A 14,525-nucleotide genomic window follows, 5' to 3' on the forward strand; every position below is an offset into this window, starting at 1 on the left:
TAGCAATCTCAAAAATTCCCAAATTCCTAAAGTCCCAATTCCTATCTAAAAACTATGAAAAAAGCCCGCGAAACAGCACGCGAACTCGCACTCCTCGGCATCAGCCAACTGCCGGCGAATCCAGAACTCTTAGAAGCCAAGAAACTGCAAGATGTTCTCCTCGCCGCCATCCGCACCCTGACAGCAGAAGTTCAAGAATCCCTAGAAGCAGCCGCATCCGAAGTGCAGCTGAGTAGCGACAAACTGCTGGCCAGCGAAATCCGCGCAGCCGATATACAAAGTGCTAGAGCAATGGTGCGGGAAGCAGTCGAACTCACCCAAACCGCCATCAACCGTCTCGGTTCAGCAATGGAGTTTCCAGAACTGATCCAGCTAGCCAACCAGCAAGATGTCCGCACCTACGCTTTGCAAATCCTGACGAAAGTCAGCGCCAACCGTGTTCAAATTGATGAATTGCTCTCGGAAGCCCTTGTAGACTGGCAAATAGAACGGTTGCCCCGGATCGATCGAGATATCATGAGAATCGCGATCGCCGAAATGCTATATCTCGGCTTACCCGAACAAGTCAGCGTCAACGAAGCCGTCCAACTCGCAAAACGCTACAGCGGCGACGAAGGACATCGCTTCATCAACGGAGTCCTCCGCCGAGTAGTCGATAAAATCAATGCAGAAGTTGTTAGTCCCTAGTCCTTAGTCCTCAGTCCTCCGGGTGCTTGGTGAGTACCTTACCCGGAGGGTGCACGCCGAGGCACGAACCTTACCCAGAGTCATTAGCAATCCACAATCCGCAATTCGCAATCCGCTCTAAACTAAGGACTAATAACTATATTCCCAATTTCCTATGGTATTTAATTGGTTTCGTCGCCAGTACAGCGAAAGCAAATCTTCAGAAACAGAGGCAAACCCCCAACAGCAGCAAGATGAGTCGGCAAAATCCCCATCGGTTGAGCCTCAAACAGATGCAACAGAGCAAGGCTCTCCTGCTGTAGCCGAAGATTATCTCAATTGGGCAAAAGCTGCTTACAAAAATATTCAAAAACAGCAAAAACCCGAAACAGAAGTTTCTGAGATTGCAGCGCCTGATGTTCCAGCAGCCGAAGCAGAAAGCGCAGCAGTTGCAGAAGTTGCAGAACCTGCGACTATTGAAGCAACCGAGCCGATCGAACTTGAACCAGCACCCACAGCACCAACTGTTCCAGAAGTTCCAGAAGTTGCAGCACCAGCAACAGTTGAAGCAACCGAACTTTCAGAACTTGATGCAGCCAAGCCAGCAGAAATTGCAGAAACTCTGCAACCAACAGCGGGGGCGATCGACATTGCACCTATTGCTCAACAATTAGAAGTTACAGCAGAAAATATAGAAATTGCCGAACCTGCAACAGAGGTTGTAGAAACCGAATCACTGGCATCCGAGGGCGAAGCAGCCGAAGCCCTGCCGTTTTGGGCCAGAGCTCAGGCCGATCGCATGGAGCGCATCGAACGTCTCAAAGAAACAGCCCTTGAAGAACCAGAAGTAATTGCAGCCGCCGCCGAGAGAGCGGCAATTATCGAAGAAATTCCCGGTTTCGCCTTTGACGAAGGCTTCCTGTGGTCCTCAGAAATCTTAGCAAGTCAAGGCCGCCGACCAGACCAAGTATCCGTCGAAGAAATCACTTGGCTGCAAAAACTGCGGAAAGGCTTAGAAAGAACTCGTCGCAGCTTAATTAATCGACTAAAGGCGATCGTCGGTCAAGGCCCGCTCAATCAAGACGCGGTAGCGGAAATTGAGACTTTGCTCCTGCAAGCCGATGTCGGAGTCGCAGCCACCGACATCATTATCAGTCGCCTCCAAGAAAGACTCAGACAAGAAGTGCTGCCGCCCGAACAGGCTCTAGCCTATCTGAAAACCATCCTGCGCGACATTCTGGACGCTCCCTGTGCCGAAACCGCCGCCGGCAATCCCGCCTACAGCCTGACATTTGCCCCGGAAAAAGACACCTTCAACATCTGGTTAATCGTAGGAGTCAACGGTGCGGGCAAAACTACGACGATCGGCAAACTTGCCCATATTGCCCAAAAATCCGGCTACAAAACCCTAATTGCCGCCGCCGACACTTTCCGCGCCGCCGCCGTCGAACAGGTGAAAGTTTGGGGTTCCCGCAGTGGGGTCGAAATTATTGCCAACCCCGGGAAAAATACCGATCCGGCTGCTGTCGTGTTTGATGCGATCGCCGCTGCCAGCGCCCGAGGCACAGAACTGCTGATCGTAGACACCGCAGGCCGCCTGCAAAACAAAAAAAATCTGATGGACGAATTAAGTAAAATCCGTCGCATTGTAGATAAGAAAGCCCCAGGCGCTACCGTAGAATCTCTACTGGTCTTGGATGCCACACTGGGTCAAAATGGTTTGCGACAGGCAGAAGTGTTCGCAGAATCGGCAAAATTAAGCGGAGTAGTATTGACAAAACTCGACGGTTCTGCTAAAGGTGGTGTTGCCCTAGCAGTAGTGCAGCAGCTTGGTCTGCCAATCCGCTTTATTGGAGTCGGGGAAAGCATCGAAGACTTGCGTCCGTTTTCTAGTTACGAATTTGTGGAAGCCCTACTCGATTTTAGATTTTAGATTTTAGATGGATGAGGCATTTGCCAGCCGCCCCCATCTTTGGGAGGCGGACACAGATCTTCAAAATCTCAAATTATTAACCTCAAACTAGCATCGCAGGACTTGCGCCGATCGCCACGAGCGATCGAGTGAAAAATAAATATCTAGAAACAATACCTTCGTTCTGTTATTACTTGGTTGGGATCAAACCGCGAGGCAAAGCAAGCGTATCAAATTAAGCTCAAATTTAGTATCAGTCGGCTGTCTGAGTACATTCTTCCCGATCCCCCTGGCGCCCCCTTGATAGTCGGGTGGGACAGGAGATGCTCAAAGTCCCCCTTCTTCTTAAGGGGATCCGCTGCGGTCTTGGGCCCACCCAAGTAGAGCAAGGAGCGTGGATTGAGGGGGTATCTAGACTCAGCTATAAACGAGATTTCTTAAGAATTTTAGATTTAAGTTGATACAAATGTCCTAGTGCCCAACTTACTCGCTCAAACCAAACTACTTGCTCGAGAAAAAAACGGGTTTCTGTTCAAGTGGCCCGTAAGTCCTCAATCATTCCTGCTTCTAACATCGACAATCACAAATTAAAAATGACTGCTGTGCCTTTGCCTCGCCCCTCACCTCAACCTGCTGACCGCCCACCGGGTCGCAATTCCACCGACGCGACGCCAGTATTTGCCCTCAAAGAACTGGTGGCGCGCTTGCACCGATATCAGCACAACGTTCAAGATATGTTGGGTTCGCTGGGATTTGCCCTGCGAAGTTTTAACAATCTCAACCAATTTTTGGAGTTGGTGCCTTTGGTGGCGACTCGCGTTACCGACGCCGACGGGGGAGCTTTAGTGCTGTTCAAACCCAACGGTCAAGTTAGGTTCCAGCAGTTGCATTGTCAGGAAGGACGGCAGTGCCAAGATATGCGAAAAGCGCTGGAAATAGCCACCAGGCAAGCTACAGCAGGTGCGGGCGCTACTGCTTCATCGTTTTCGGAAACCTCTGGGCAAACTTCTAGTCTAGACCTGCAAGTCGGTCGTTATTTGGGTCCAGATGTTCATTTGTTTGGGGCACCAATTTTAGTCAACAATTTGGAACGCGGACGGCTTTATGTTTTTAGCAGCGATCCGCAATATCTCTGGACTCCCAGCAGACAGAAATTAGTTCGGTTGGTGGCGGATCAAACAGCTGTGGCCATTTGCAAAGACGAACTTACTGTTAAGTTGGCGGAAAAAGACCGCTTAGACAGAGAGTTAGAAATCGGGGCAGAAATTCAATTGCGGCTGCAACCCCGCAGTTGTCCGAAAATTCCCGGTCTTGACGTGGCTGCCCGCTGCCAAACTGCTAGCAGAGTCGGCGGAGATTATTATGATTTTATCCCCGCTGACTATGACCCGATCGGCAAGGAGAATGAGGGGGAAAACCCCCCATCCCTGATTAAAAATCTCAAGTCCAAAATCGACAAGGGCCGCTGGAGCATTGTGATCGGCGACGTGATGGGCAAAGGAGTACCGGCGGGCCTGTTGATGACGATGACACGGGGTATGCTGCGGGCGGAGGTTTTGAACCGCCACTCGCCGTCGAGAATTTTGCAACATTTAAACCGGGTTATGCACGCGGATTTGGAAAATTCCCACCGTTTTGTGACTCTGTTTTATTCGGAGTACGACCCGAAAACTCGCGTTTTGTCTTACAGCAATGCTGCTCACCACCCGCCTTTGCTGTGGCAAGCTGCAACTAATTCGATTGTTCAGCTCGATACTTTGGAGGGAATGTTAATTGGCCTGGATGCTGATTCGCATTACCAAGAAGCCCAAGTGCAATTGCAGCCAGGAGATACTATTATTTATTACACAGACGGATTTACCGATGCTGCTAATCAAAGGGGCGATCGGTTTGATGAGGATAACTTGACCTCAGCTTTTGGGTGGGCCTGTCAAAATTATCAGCAGTCTGAAGAAATTTTGGATTATTTGTTCGATCGCGTACACCAGTTTATCGGTATCGGCAATCGTAACGAAGATGACATGACACTGGTTGTACTTAGGGTAACACCTTTAGCAGGAGAAAATCACCATGATAGTTAATTTAATACCGGAAATTACTGCTGGATTAACCAATTCGATTAATTGGAATGATGTCGCTCACGTGTTAGTTTTAAAATCTCATTTGAGTTCGACGGTGATTTTGGGTCAAAGTTACGAAATTTTTACAAATTTCCAGAAAGCTTGGAACAATTTTGTTTCGACTGGTCAAATAGGAGCTTTTTTTATAGGTATTTTTGTGGGCTGGTTCTTTAAAGGGATTTTTCGTTAGAGTTCTTGTCGAAGAAGGTATCGGCAACGAATTTAAAAGGTTTGTAGCCCAAACTTCACTTCTTTATGATGCAGAAAAAGTTTCACAATTTTGTAGTCCAGACTTCAGTTTTTTCCGATCAAAAGATGTATAAAAAGTTGTTAGTCAGGACTTGAGTTTTTTATTGCCGAATTGGGAATAGAGGACTAAAGTGCTGACTACAAACCGGAGGAAAGACTAAAGTCTTTGCTACAAACCGGTTTTATAGAGTTCTGCAAGAGAGATACAATCTAGTTTTAGCTTGAGCAATGACAACACAACAAAAAACTTGGAGTCAAAGATTTGAATCGGCGCTGCACCCGGCGATCGCCCGATTCAATGCTAGTATTGGCTTCGATATTGAATTGATTGAGTATGACTTGACGGGTTCTGTCGCTCACGCTAAAATGCTGGCCAAAACGGGGATTATTTCCGCAGCAGAAGGCGAACAGTTAGTCAATGGTTTGGAACAGATCGGCCGCGAATACCGCCAAGGACTTTTTGTTCCGGGAGTTGATGCAGAAGACGTTCACTTCGCTGTAGAGAAGCGACTGACGGAGATCGTGGGGGATGCGGGCAAAAAGCTGCACACGGCCCGATCGCGCAACGATCAAGCCGGCACCGATACTCGCTTGTATTTGCGCGATCGCATCGCAGAAATTCGCGAGCAATTGCGGGAATTTCAAGGGGTTTTGCTCGATCTTGCCGATCGTAACGTGGAAACTTTAATTCCCGGTTACACTCATTTGCAGCGCGCTCAGCCAATCAGTTTGGCTCATTATCTGTTAGCTTATTTTGAAATGACCGATCGCGATTGGGAACGTCTCGGCGATATCTGCAAGCGGGTGAATGTTTCGCCTTTGGGTTGCGGCGCGCTGGCGGGGACGACTTTCCCAATTGACCGACATTATACAGCAGAACTATTGCAGTTTGACAAGGTTTATGCTAATAGCTTAGATGGAGTGAGCGATCGAGATTTTGCGATCGAATTTCTCGCCGCAGCCAGCTTGATTATGGTGCACCTGAGCCGCTTGTCAGAAGAAATGATTTTGTGGTCTTCTCACGAATTTGGATTTATTACGCTCAAAGATAGCTGCGCTACTGGTTCTAGTATCATGCCGCAGAAAAAAAATCCCGACGTGCCGGAGTTGGTGCGGGGCAAAGCGGGGCGGGTGTTCGGTAACTTGCAAGCCTTGTTGGTAGTAGTGAAGGGACTTCCTTTGGCCTACAACAAAGATTTGCAAGAAGATAAAGAGGCTTTGTTTGATACCGTAAGAACGGTACAGGGTTGCTTGGAAGCAATGACAATTTTGTTGCGCGAAGGAATTGAGTTTAATGGCTCACGCCTCGCTGCTGCTGTTACGGAAGACTTTTCTAACGCTACAGACGTAGCCGACTACTTGGCCGCCAAAGGCGTTCCCTTCCGGGAAGCTTACAACCTTGTCGGCAAAGTCGTCAAAACTTGCCTGTCGGGGGGCAAACTCCTCAAAGATTTGACACTTGAGGAGTGGAAAGACTTGCACCCAGCCTTTGAGACAGACATTTACAGCGCGATCGCACCTCAGCAAGTGGTGGCGGCTCGCAATAGTTACGGGGGTACCGGGTTTGAACAAGTGAGAAAATCACTTATCGCTGCGCGCGATCGGATCGCCTAAATATCGTTGAATTATTCGACAAATTCCGGCTGGCTATCTCTCCTTAGAACGATCGTGTTTTCCACTCTGGTTCTAAGTTCGGCAGATAGCCTGACTCAATTAATCTTCAGCAGCAGCCATGTCTTTGTCTCTGCCGCCACCGCTCATGGCGCCCATGCCACCGCCGTTACCGCCGTCAAATCGTCTTCTCTTATTGGAGAACATATCTTGATTTCTCCGCTTGCGAAACTTGCGAGCGTATGCTTGATTTCGTTGTGCCTTCTCTTTCTTGAGATTGCGGCGCTTAGCCATTCTGACCTCACTAATAAACATTGACAGTCCCCGGGCTTTCACGCACGGGGATTCTTAAGGTTGACACTCTGTGCACTCTTGGTGACTGAGATTCTTGGTTCAGCGAAGTCACTTGCTTGCGACAGGATTTCTCCAGCCAAAATATAGGTGTCTTCTCCCCAAGCGTAAATTCCGGTATGCCATACCGTACTTGATCAGTTCTCTTTATGTAGTTAGGTTTTCTTCAAATTTAGCTTTCCTAAACCGCAACACCGTTAGGTGAGACTACGCACTCAACTAATCCAGTTAAGTTTTTACGTTGGCTAGTTATACTCAATTTTAGACCGATGACGATCATAGCACACCCGGTACAAGACCCAGAAAAAAGAACACCGGGATTCAAGTCGCTGGTGGGCATCTCGGTGCGATCGGGACGCAATGTTTTCAATCTTCCAGAAGATTTCTATAAACTCTTGACAAATACGACAAATGACTATCAATCCCGGTGACGTAGCTCCTGTCTTCAGCCTGCCCGACGCGCAAGGCAATGTCGTCAGCCTTGCAGATTTTCGAGGGCGGCGAGTTGTACTTTATTTTTACCCTAGGGACAATACCCCTGGCTGTACCAAAGAAGCTTGCGGCTTTCGCGACATTTACTCAGACTACCAGTCGCGCAATATAGCAGTCCTCGGCGTCAGTACAGACGGGGCCGGGACCCACGCCAAGTTTACAGCTAAATATCAACTGCCTTTTCCCTTGCTGTGCGACTTAAACGCCGAAGTTGCTACCGCCTACGGCTGTTACGGACTCAAAAAATTTATGGGAAAAGAATTTATGGGAATTACTCGATCAACTTTCGCGATCGACCCAGATGGTAGGATTGAAAAGGTTTATCGGAAAGTCAAACCAGAAACTCACGCGGCTGAGATCCTAGCAGACTTGCCAGAGCTCTGGCGTGAATGAAAAATTAAAAATTAAGACTCCGGAGCTGCAAGCTAGGAGGCCTGAAATTACTATCTCCTAAACAAGCTTTTGAGTTTATGCGTCGATTGTGGCAAATTGTACAAACTGTGCTGGGACTGATTTTTCGACATCCCGTCACTGGTACTGCGGTGATTCCCGTATTGCCTGACGGACGAATTGTGTTAATTCGCCGCCGCGACAACGGTCGCTGGGCACTGCCGGGAGGTATGGTGGATTGGGGAGAGGATATTCCGACGACAGTGCGCCGGGAATTAGCGGAGGAAACAGGACTCGATTTAGTCAAAATCCGCCGCTTGGTGGGTGTTTATTCGGCTGCCGATCGAGACCCTCGCCTGCACTCGATTTGTATCGTGGTGGCTGCAGAGGTGCAGGGCAATATGCAAGTTCAGGATACGCTTGAGGTCAGTGAGGTTGAGGCTTTTTTGCCCGCATCGCTGCCGGAGGGTGCCCTCAGCCACGATAACGACCAGCACTTACAGGACTATTTTCAAGGCCTGACAACTTTGGCGTAAATCGGCGGGGCATCCTACTTTGAGAAAAGTCGGAAATTACCTCGCCCTCAAAAGTTTTCTGTTATAACTGGGGAATTAATTTTCACTGTTTTCCTACTTTTATTCACAATCTCTGAACATTAAATTAATCATCTTTTTATTACTAAATATTTAACCGGATGTACTCACCGCTACGCAATTCTCGGGTCAAACTCTCTGTAGGGCAAATTTTCTGGCACGAAGTCGGTCAAGGCCCGAATTTAGTATTTTTGCACGGTTCTTGGCAGGACAGCAGTCAGTGGCTGAGGACGATCGAACATTTGAGTCCCTACTACCAATGCTTCGCACCGGATTTGCTGGGGTTTGGCGACTCGGAACGCCCGAATCTTCATTATTCGATCGACCTGGAAGTAGAATGTCTCGCCCAATACCTCGATACTTTGAAGCTGCGAGAGGTTTATTTAATCGCTCATTCTCTGGGTGGTTGGGTGGCCACCAGCTACGCTATCAAATATCCCGATCGAGTTCAGGGTTTGGTCTTGTTGGCCCCAGAAGGTGTCAAGGTTGGCAATCGGCGAGGGCGGTGGCAGACGGCTAGCTGGCTGATCGGCCAACCACCCCTCGCTTTTTGGTTGCTGCGATCGATCTATCCAATTGCTAAGTTGCTGGGTAGCAAAAAAAAGATTGACGGACTGCTAAAGTTCAGGCAGCAGTTGATGCAGTCCCCAGTTGCCGTGCAGTTGCTGTTTCAGCGGCGGCGGACTGAAATTACAGCGGAGTTAGTTGATGAGAATTTGCCTTTGCTGAAAGCGCCTGTTTTGGTGTTACACGGTTCTGAAGATACTCCCGCAGTTTCCTCTCTCTGTCAATCCTATACTGCTCTGGCTCCTAATGCCGAACTGCAATTGGTCAGTCCGGGGGAAAGCAATTTGCCGCAGGAAGTCCCGGATGTTCTTGCTAAGTATATTCGGGAATTTGCTAAGTGAATTGGGAATTGGTAATTTGTAATTGGGAATTGGTAACACTCAACAGTCAACAGTTAACAGTCAACAATTAACAAGCTAATTCCCCAAAAAATAGCATCGGGTGCGTCAATTAAGCCTGCGGCTGTATCAGCAAAGGCTGCGGTGAGGTATTTTAAAAGCATAGTGCGATCGCCCCCCGTGACCGCAAATTTGCTATCAGGAAACAAACACCGCCAATCTTCAATAAAATCCCTAACTCCTGCCACCGTCGCATACACAACTCCGCTTTGAATTGCCCCAGCAGTGTCTTTCGCCCAGCGGTGCGGCAGATTTTGTGGTAAACTGATCAAAGGTAATGCAGAAGTTTTTTTACCGAGCGACAATAACTGCAAACCCAAACCTGGTAAGATTGCGCCCCCAACTAAATACCTATTGACATCAGCCCCAGTAAATGTTAAAGCTGTACCAGCATCTATAAGTAAAACTGGCCAACCCAATTGGTTCCCAGCGCCCAGTACAGCCAAAGCTCTGTCAATTCCCAGGGTAGGATAGAGTCCTCCGATCGGCAACTGGTCTAAAGTAATAATTCGGACATTAGGATAACTCTGCCAAATTGCTGTTTGGGGGGTAACTACTGAGGCCAAAATTAGAGGCAGCGGTACTAAAGAAAGTGTGTGAGGACTAGAAAAAGCGGGAGTAGTAGGAAGACAAAGGAGATTGTGAGAAGATACTTCCTCGATCGACCTCATTACTATTTGCACCAAATATTCTGCCTTTTCCTCCTCGGAGAGCGGGGAAACAGCATCAGCATTGAGATGCTCTGTATCCCATGTTTTCTCCAGGGTTTTGCCCACAAATAATCCCCAGTGCAGCCGGGAATTGCCGATCGCCAAAGCTATTTTAATCTGGTCTTTACCTATTAATCCAGATATAAGGTTGTCGGTTCTTGGTGGCGAACTAAAATTGTCGGGAATTGAGTTTTCCATGTCGATAGAGCGCGCCCAAACATTAAACTAAAGATAGATTTTATATTAAGTTTATTCGGTTAAGCGGGCGGTTAACTCTATTTGACATTTGACCAAGTTCCATGCCACGCGCCAATTAGTATTGTGGGCGACAGAGGGCATACTTGCTAAATATAAATATTTGTAAAGCAAATAATTGCTTTGCTCAGGCTGCATCCTTTATAATGTCTTAAGATATTCCAAAAGTCCTGGTAGCTGCGATGGGGCTGTTGGCGGGGTAAGCATAGGTTTAAAAAACCGACTCAATCAAAATACTGTACAACTCCTGAGTAAATATGTCTTTAAAAATACAAGAACACGAAAACCCCTGGCAGAGAGTAACTTCGCGGTTGCCTGAATCTGAAAACTGGAGGCAGGAAGAAAGTCTTTCGCTGCCGGAAGTAGACCAACAAAAAGCCCTAATCGTGCAGATGCAGCAGCAAGTTCAGTTATCAAACTTGCTGAACCAAATTAATAACGAAATTCGCAGTACACTTGACATAGAAGAAATTTTGACATCAGCCTGCCGATTGTTGGGGCAAGCCTTAGAATGCAGTCGCGTGAGCATTTTAGTCAAAGAATCAAATACAGAAAAAACTTTAGTCACGCGCGGAGAGTACAACGCGGGGGACTATCCGATTCAACTTGGTATGAAAGTACCGATGACTGACAACCCGCATTTGGCTGCCGTCGTGTCTCAGCAAGATTCGCTAGCAGTGACGAAGTTTCTCGATTTTCCGGGATTGAATCCACAAACCCGAAAAATTGCCGAAGCTTTGGAGATTAAGTCAATGCTGGCAGTAGCTACTCGCTATCAAGGTCAAGTGAATGGCATAATTGGCTTGCATCAGTGCGATCGCGAACGGGAATGGACTGATTGGGAAAGGCAGCTTTTAGAAGGGGTAGGATCGCAATTGGCGATCGCGATCAATCAAGCCAAACTCTATAGCAAAACCAGGCGCCAAGCCGAACGAGAATCGCTGCTGCGGCTGATCGGCAACCAAATTCGCAGTACCCTAGATCTGGAAACGATCCTACAAACAGCGGTGAGAGAAGTCCGCCAAATGTTGCAGTGCGATCGAGTAATCATTTATCAGTTTCAAGACAACTGGCAAGGAAAAGTTGTTGTTGAAGATATGGTCATCCCTTGGCCTTCAATTTTAGGGGATATGGGGGCGGATAAGTGTTTCCGCGGAGATTACGCCGATCTTTACCAGCAAGGGCGAGTCAAAGCCATTAATGATATTTTTAATGCTGGTTTAGAGCCTTGTCACGTTGATTTCTTAGATAGCTTGCAGGTAAAAGCTAATCTGATCGTGCCAATTGTTACATCGAGAACTGAAGAAAGTTCGCCCGAAACAGCCGGAAGCTATAATCCTAAATTTCCCGGTAGGCTGTGGGGTTTGCTGATTGCTCACGAGTGCCGGGATACCCGCAATTGGCAGTGGCAAGAAATGGAGTTGCTATCCCAGATAGCCAACCAAATGGCGATCGCCATTCAGCAAGCAGAACTTTACAGCAAAGTCCGAGAAGCTGCGGTCAAATCTCAAGCTCAAACCCAGCAATTGCAAGCAGCATTCCAAGAATTGCGATCGGCGCAGCAGCAATTGATTCAAAGCGAAAAAATGTCAGGTTTGGGGCAAATGGTAGCGGGAATTGCTCACGAAATTAACAACGCCAACAATTTCATCCACGCTAACTTGTTTCACGCTCAAGAATATTTTAAAGCGTTGAACGAAGCTCTAGAACAGGTAGGTAATGCCTGCCCCGAAGCAGCGGAGGCAATTGTCAGAATCAATGAAGAACTAGAACTCGATTACATTCGAGAAGACTTTGGTAAACTGCTTAATTCAATGCGGGAAGGAAGCGGGAGGATTCGCTCGATCGTGATGACCCTGCGAAATTTTTCTCGTTTAGACCACGCTGAATTAAAACCAGTAGATTTGAATGAAGGTTTAGAAAGCAGTTTCTTGATGCTGCAAAATAAGCTAAAAACCAATATCAAAATAGACAAGCAATACGGCAGTTTGCCGCCCGTCCAATGTCATGCCAGTCAAATCAACCAAGTATTTTATAATTTGATTGACAATGCTTTAGATGCGCTCCAGTCAACGAGCAAACCGGGGGAATTAACCATCCGCAGTTGGCAAAGCGATCCGGACTGGGTAAAAATCTCTGTCCGCGACACGGGCACTGGCATCCCTGCGGAAATTCAAGACAAGATTTTTGATCCATTTTTTACTACTAAACCTGTGGGTAAAGGTACTGGTTTAGGACTTTCAGTCTGCTATCAGGTAATTGTTCAAGCTCACGGCGGCAAGATCGGTTGCGTCAGTCAGGTTGGCGAAGGAACTGAGTTTATTGTAGAGTTGCCGCTGACAAATCAGAGGGGGATAAGTGCATAATTCCTGCTTTAGTACGATTAACCCTATTTTGTCACTCTGGCAGTAGTCTAGAACCGATTTGACATCTTTTAGCGATCGTCAATCACATGAAGGATCACCAATAAACTTGGTTTTTTAGCGATCGCATTTTTAAGGCAATCAGATTTAACTTAGGCCCGAACCTCAATTTTCAGGAATCCCCAACTTTGTTATGCCTAGACATATAAAATTATGAGTATTTTTACTCATAAGTGTCTCTGCTGATTCACTTTTGTCCGCTAAACCAGTGACCGCTGCCTCTTGGGGCCCGGAATGTGGGATTTCAGCTCTCCTCTACAGATGTGGAAAACCCATTTTTTATAGGGCTGAAAAAAAGATCGCACTTTTTCCGGATCAAACCTACTGATGATGAAAGTTAAACATTCCTATGTAGATAGGTGTAAGTAGGTGTAATTATTTACACTCAACATTTTATCAGGGGCAATAATACCTTCAGATGCTGATTGGGCAAGCATTTTTACTTGATTTCCCTGCACGTATGAGGAAATTTTTCTTGCAGTGACCGATCGCTACAAGAAAGCCCAACCTCTGGTTTTCTGTCACTTCTAATTCTTAATTACTCATCATCAAAGGAGAAGCTATGGCTACTTCATTCACTGGTTCTTTGGGTACAAGCACTAATTACAGCAGTGTCAGTGAGCTAATTGCACAATGGCCGAATGCCGCCCAGAATCAAGGCATCCAACTGTCTGGGATAGCTTTTGATGGCTTTGAAACGAACTACACTAACCCTGCTCCCATCAGCAACCTCACGTTAGCAACGAACGACTCTAAAAGCGGGTTGAGCTACGGCAGTCCCGGTGGTATTGGTGTCTACGGCTCTTATAGTGGTTGGTTTACCGACGCCACTAAAAGTCGGGCGGAAATCAACTTTGACCCCAACACCAATCTATCTCAGGTGCTGAAGGTGAAATGGGCAGATAATAAAGATATCACTAGCGCCACGATCGACCTCAGTGGATTATTTCCCAAATCAAGTTCTACTACAGCCGACGATCAAGGCGATGAAGTTGGTTCGCTGCAACTCTTTAAGGATGGGGCGCGGGTATCGGCCAGCAATTTTACGATCACTCGCCTCAGCGCTCCTGCCACTCCAAAACCGCTCGGTGTGTCTTCAGATGGAGTGACTTTCATTGGCGATCGTACCGATGGCAATTTCACATTGCAAATAGTAGGAGACTCTCTCACCGGCCTTACTTTTGACGAACTGCGGTTCTCCGCCACAGCCTACGCGAACCCCACCGCTGCCTACGCCGCTACCTCCTTCAAAAACGATAGTTCCGACTACCTAGTGCGGAGTATTCAATATCAAGGCATTGATGTGACACCGACGCCGACGCCGACGCCGACGCCGACGCCGACATCTCCAAGTCTCTTCCAGTTCGCCCAACCAAATTACACGGTGGCTGAAGGCGGCGTGGCGACGATTAACGTTACTCGCAGCGGTGGCACGGCGGCTGCATCGATTAACTACCAGACTCTTGACGGTTCGGCAAGTTCAGGCACTGCTGCAGATTACACTTCGGTGACGGGGGTGTTGAATTTTGCTGCGGGGCAAACTACCGCTAGTTTCACCGTGCCGACTTTGACTGATGCGATTTCGGAATCGGCGGAAACGGTGAATTTGGTGCTCTTCGGTGGCAATGTCAGTAATCCGTCAATTTTGACGATTAATGATGTGGTGTCAACAACTGTGGCGCCCACTCCGACTCCGACGTCTCCAAGTCTTTTCCAGTTCGCCCAACCAAATTACACGGTGGCTGAAGGCGGCGTGGCGACGATTAACGTTACTCGCAGCGGTGGCAC

The 14,525-nt window shown here is 47.7% G+C and carries 13 protein-coding genes; 11 read left to right on the top strand and 2 right to left on the bottom strand.

The genetic code is table 11. The features are described from left to right. Window positions 1-54: 54 nt before the first annotated feature. From nusB to argH, 5 genes are all read left to right on the top strand, one after another. Window positions 55-687 (top strand): transcription antitermination factor NusB, encoded by a 633-nt coding sequence (gene nusB, locus QUA45_RS00635; RefSeq protein WP_333218908.1) that lies wholly within the window; start codon window positions 55-57, stop codon window positions 685-687. 154 nt (window positions 688-841) lie between these two features. Further along, window positions 842-2,599: a signal recognition particle-docking protein FtsY gene (ftsY, locus tag QUA45_RS00640; RefSeq protein ID WP_333218910.1), complete on the top strand. Its 1,758-nt coding sequence runs from the start codon at window positions 842-844 to the stop codon at window positions 2,597-2,599. A gap of 572 nt (window positions 2,600-3,171) precedes the next feature. Next, the gene (locus tag QUA45_RS00645) at window positions 3,172-4,659 is read left to right on the top strand and encodes a PP2C family protein-serine/threonine phosphatase (protein ID WP_333094834.1); all 1,488 of its coding nucleotides are present in this window, start codon (window positions 3,172-3,174) and stop codon (window positions 4,657-4,659) included. Then, a complete protein-coding gene (locus QUA45_RS00650; RefSeq protein WP_333094833.1) occupies window positions 4,649-4,888 on the top strand; it encodes a hypothetical protein in 240 nt (79 codons plus the stop codon). The genes QUA45_RS00645 and QUA45_RS00650 overlap by 11 nt, the downstream gene beginning before the upstream one ends. Before the next feature lie 287 nt (window positions 4,889-5,175). Further along, the gene (gene argH / locus QUA45_RS00655) at window positions 5,176-6,561 is read left to right on the top strand and encodes an argininosuccinate lyase (RefSeq protein WP_333218912.1); all 1,386 of its coding nucleotides are present in this window, start codon (window positions 5,176-5,178) and stop codon (window positions 6,559-6,561) included. A 99-nt stretch (window positions 6,562-6,660) separates the two neighbouring features. On the opposite strand, the gene QUA45_RS00660 is transcribed toward argH, so the two are convergent. After that, window positions 6,661-6,852: a hypothetical protein gene (locus QUA45_RS00660; RefSeq protein ID WP_190738786.1), complete on the bottom strand. Its 192-nt coding sequence runs from the start codon at window positions 6,850-6,852 to the stop codon at window positions 6,661-6,663. 326 nt (window positions 6,853-7,178) lie between these two features. Here QUA45_RS00660 and QUA45_RS00665 point away from each other — a divergent pair, with 326 nt between their 5' ends. From QUA45_RS00665 to QUA45_RS00680, 4 genes are all read left to right on the top strand, one after another. Beyond that, window positions 7,179-7,340, top strand: a complete 162-nt coding sequence (locus QUA45_RS00665) for a hypothetical protein (RefSeq protein ID WP_333094831.1) — start codon at window positions 7,179-7,181, stop codon at window positions 7,338-7,340. After that, entirely contained in the window at window positions 7,321-7,794 is a 474-nt protein-coding gene (gene bcp / locus QUA45_RS00670) for a thioredoxin-dependent thiol peroxidase (RefSeq protein WP_333094829.1), read from the top strand. The genes QUA45_RS00665 and bcp overlap by 20 nt, the downstream gene beginning before the upstream one ends. Before the next feature lie 77 nt (window positions 7,795-7,871). Beyond that, entirely contained in the window at window positions 7,872-8,327 is a 456-nt protein-coding gene (locus tag QUA45_RS00675; RefSeq protein ID WP_333094826.1) for an NUDIX hydrolase, read from the top strand. 158 nt (window positions 8,328-8,485) lie between these two features. Next, window positions 8,486-9,292 (top strand): alpha/beta hydrolase, encoded by an 807-nt coding sequence (locus QUA45_RS00680; RefSeq protein WP_333094825.1) that lies wholly within the window; start codon window positions 8,486-8,488, stop codon window positions 9,290-9,292. A gap of 53 nt (window positions 9,293-9,345) precedes the next feature. On the opposite strand, the gene QUA45_RS00685 is transcribed toward QUA45_RS00680, so the two are convergent. Further along, complete coding sequence (locus QUA45_RS00685; protein WP_333094824.1) at window positions 9,346-10,257, bottom strand: pantothenate kinase; 912 nt, start codon at window positions 10,255-10,257, stop codon at window positions 9,346-9,348. 314 nt (window positions 10,258-10,571) lie between these two features. Between QUA45_RS00685 and QUA45_RS00690 the strand changes: the two genes are divergently transcribed. Together QUA45_RS00690 and QUA45_RS00695 are read left to right on the top strand one after the other, a co-directional pair. Beyond that, complete coding sequence (locus QUA45_RS00690) at window positions 10,572-12,680, top strand: GAF domain-containing protein (RefSeq protein WP_333094822.1); 2,109 nt, start codon at window positions 10,572-10,574, stop codon at window positions 12,678-12,680. Window positions 12,681-13,299: 619 nt separating this feature from the next. Further along, window positions 13,300-14,525, top strand: a 1,226-nt coding sequence (locus tag QUA45_RS00695; RefSeq protein ID WP_333094820.1) for a Calx-beta domain-containing protein, incomplete at its 3' end; no start/stop codon positions are given.

The organism is Microcoleus sp. Pol12A5, assembly GCF_036701435.1.
GTDB lineage: Bacteria > Cyanobacteriota > Cyanobacteriia > Cyanobacteriales > Microcoleaceae > Microcoleus.

Coding starts and splice junctions, on each gene's coding strand:
- nusB (WP_333218908.1), top strand. CDS start 55: ATGAAAAAAGCCCGCGAAACAGCACGCGAACTCGCACTCCTCGGCATC.
- QUA45_RS00665 (WP_333094831.1), top strand. CDS start 7,179: ATGACGATCATAGCACACCCGGTACAAGACCCAGAAAAAAGAACACCG.
- QUA45_RS00690 (WP_333094822.1), top strand. CDS start 10,572: ATGTCTTTAAAAATACAAGAACACGAAAACCCCTGGCAGAGAGTAACT.
- ftsY (WP_333218910.1), top strand. CDS start 842: ATGGTATTTAATTGGTTTCGTCGCCAGTACAGCGAAAGCAAATCTTCA.
- QUA45_RS00645 (WP_333094834.1), top strand. CDS start 3,172: ATGACTGCTGTGCCTTTGCCTCGCCCCTCACCTCAACCTGCTGACCGC.
- QUA45_RS00660 (WP_190738786.1), bottom strand. CDS start 6,852: ATGGCTAAGCGCCGCAATCTCAAGAAAGAGAAGGCACAACGAAATCAA.
- bcp (WP_333094829.1), top strand. CDS start 7,321: ATGACTATCAATCCCGGTGACGTAGCTCCTGTCTTCAGCCTGCCCGAC.
- QUA45_RS00680 (WP_333094825.1), top strand. CDS start 8,486: ATGTACTCACCGCTACGCAATTCTCGGGTCAAACTCTCTGTAGGGCAA.
- QUA45_RS00675 (WP_333094826.1), top strand. CDS start 7,872: ATGCGTCGATTGTGGCAAATTGTACAAACTGTGCTGGGACTGATTTTT.
- QUA45_RS00650 (WP_333094833.1), top strand. CDS start 4,649: ATGATAGTTAATTTAATACCGGAAATTACTGCTGGATTAACCAATTCG.
- QUA45_RS00685 (WP_333094824.1), bottom strand. CDS start 10,257: ATGGAAAACTCAATTCCCGACAATTTTAGTTCGCCACCAAGAACCGAC.
- argH (WP_333218912.1), top strand. CDS start 5,176: ATGACAACACAACAAAAAACTTGGAGTCAAAGATTTGAATCGGCGCTG.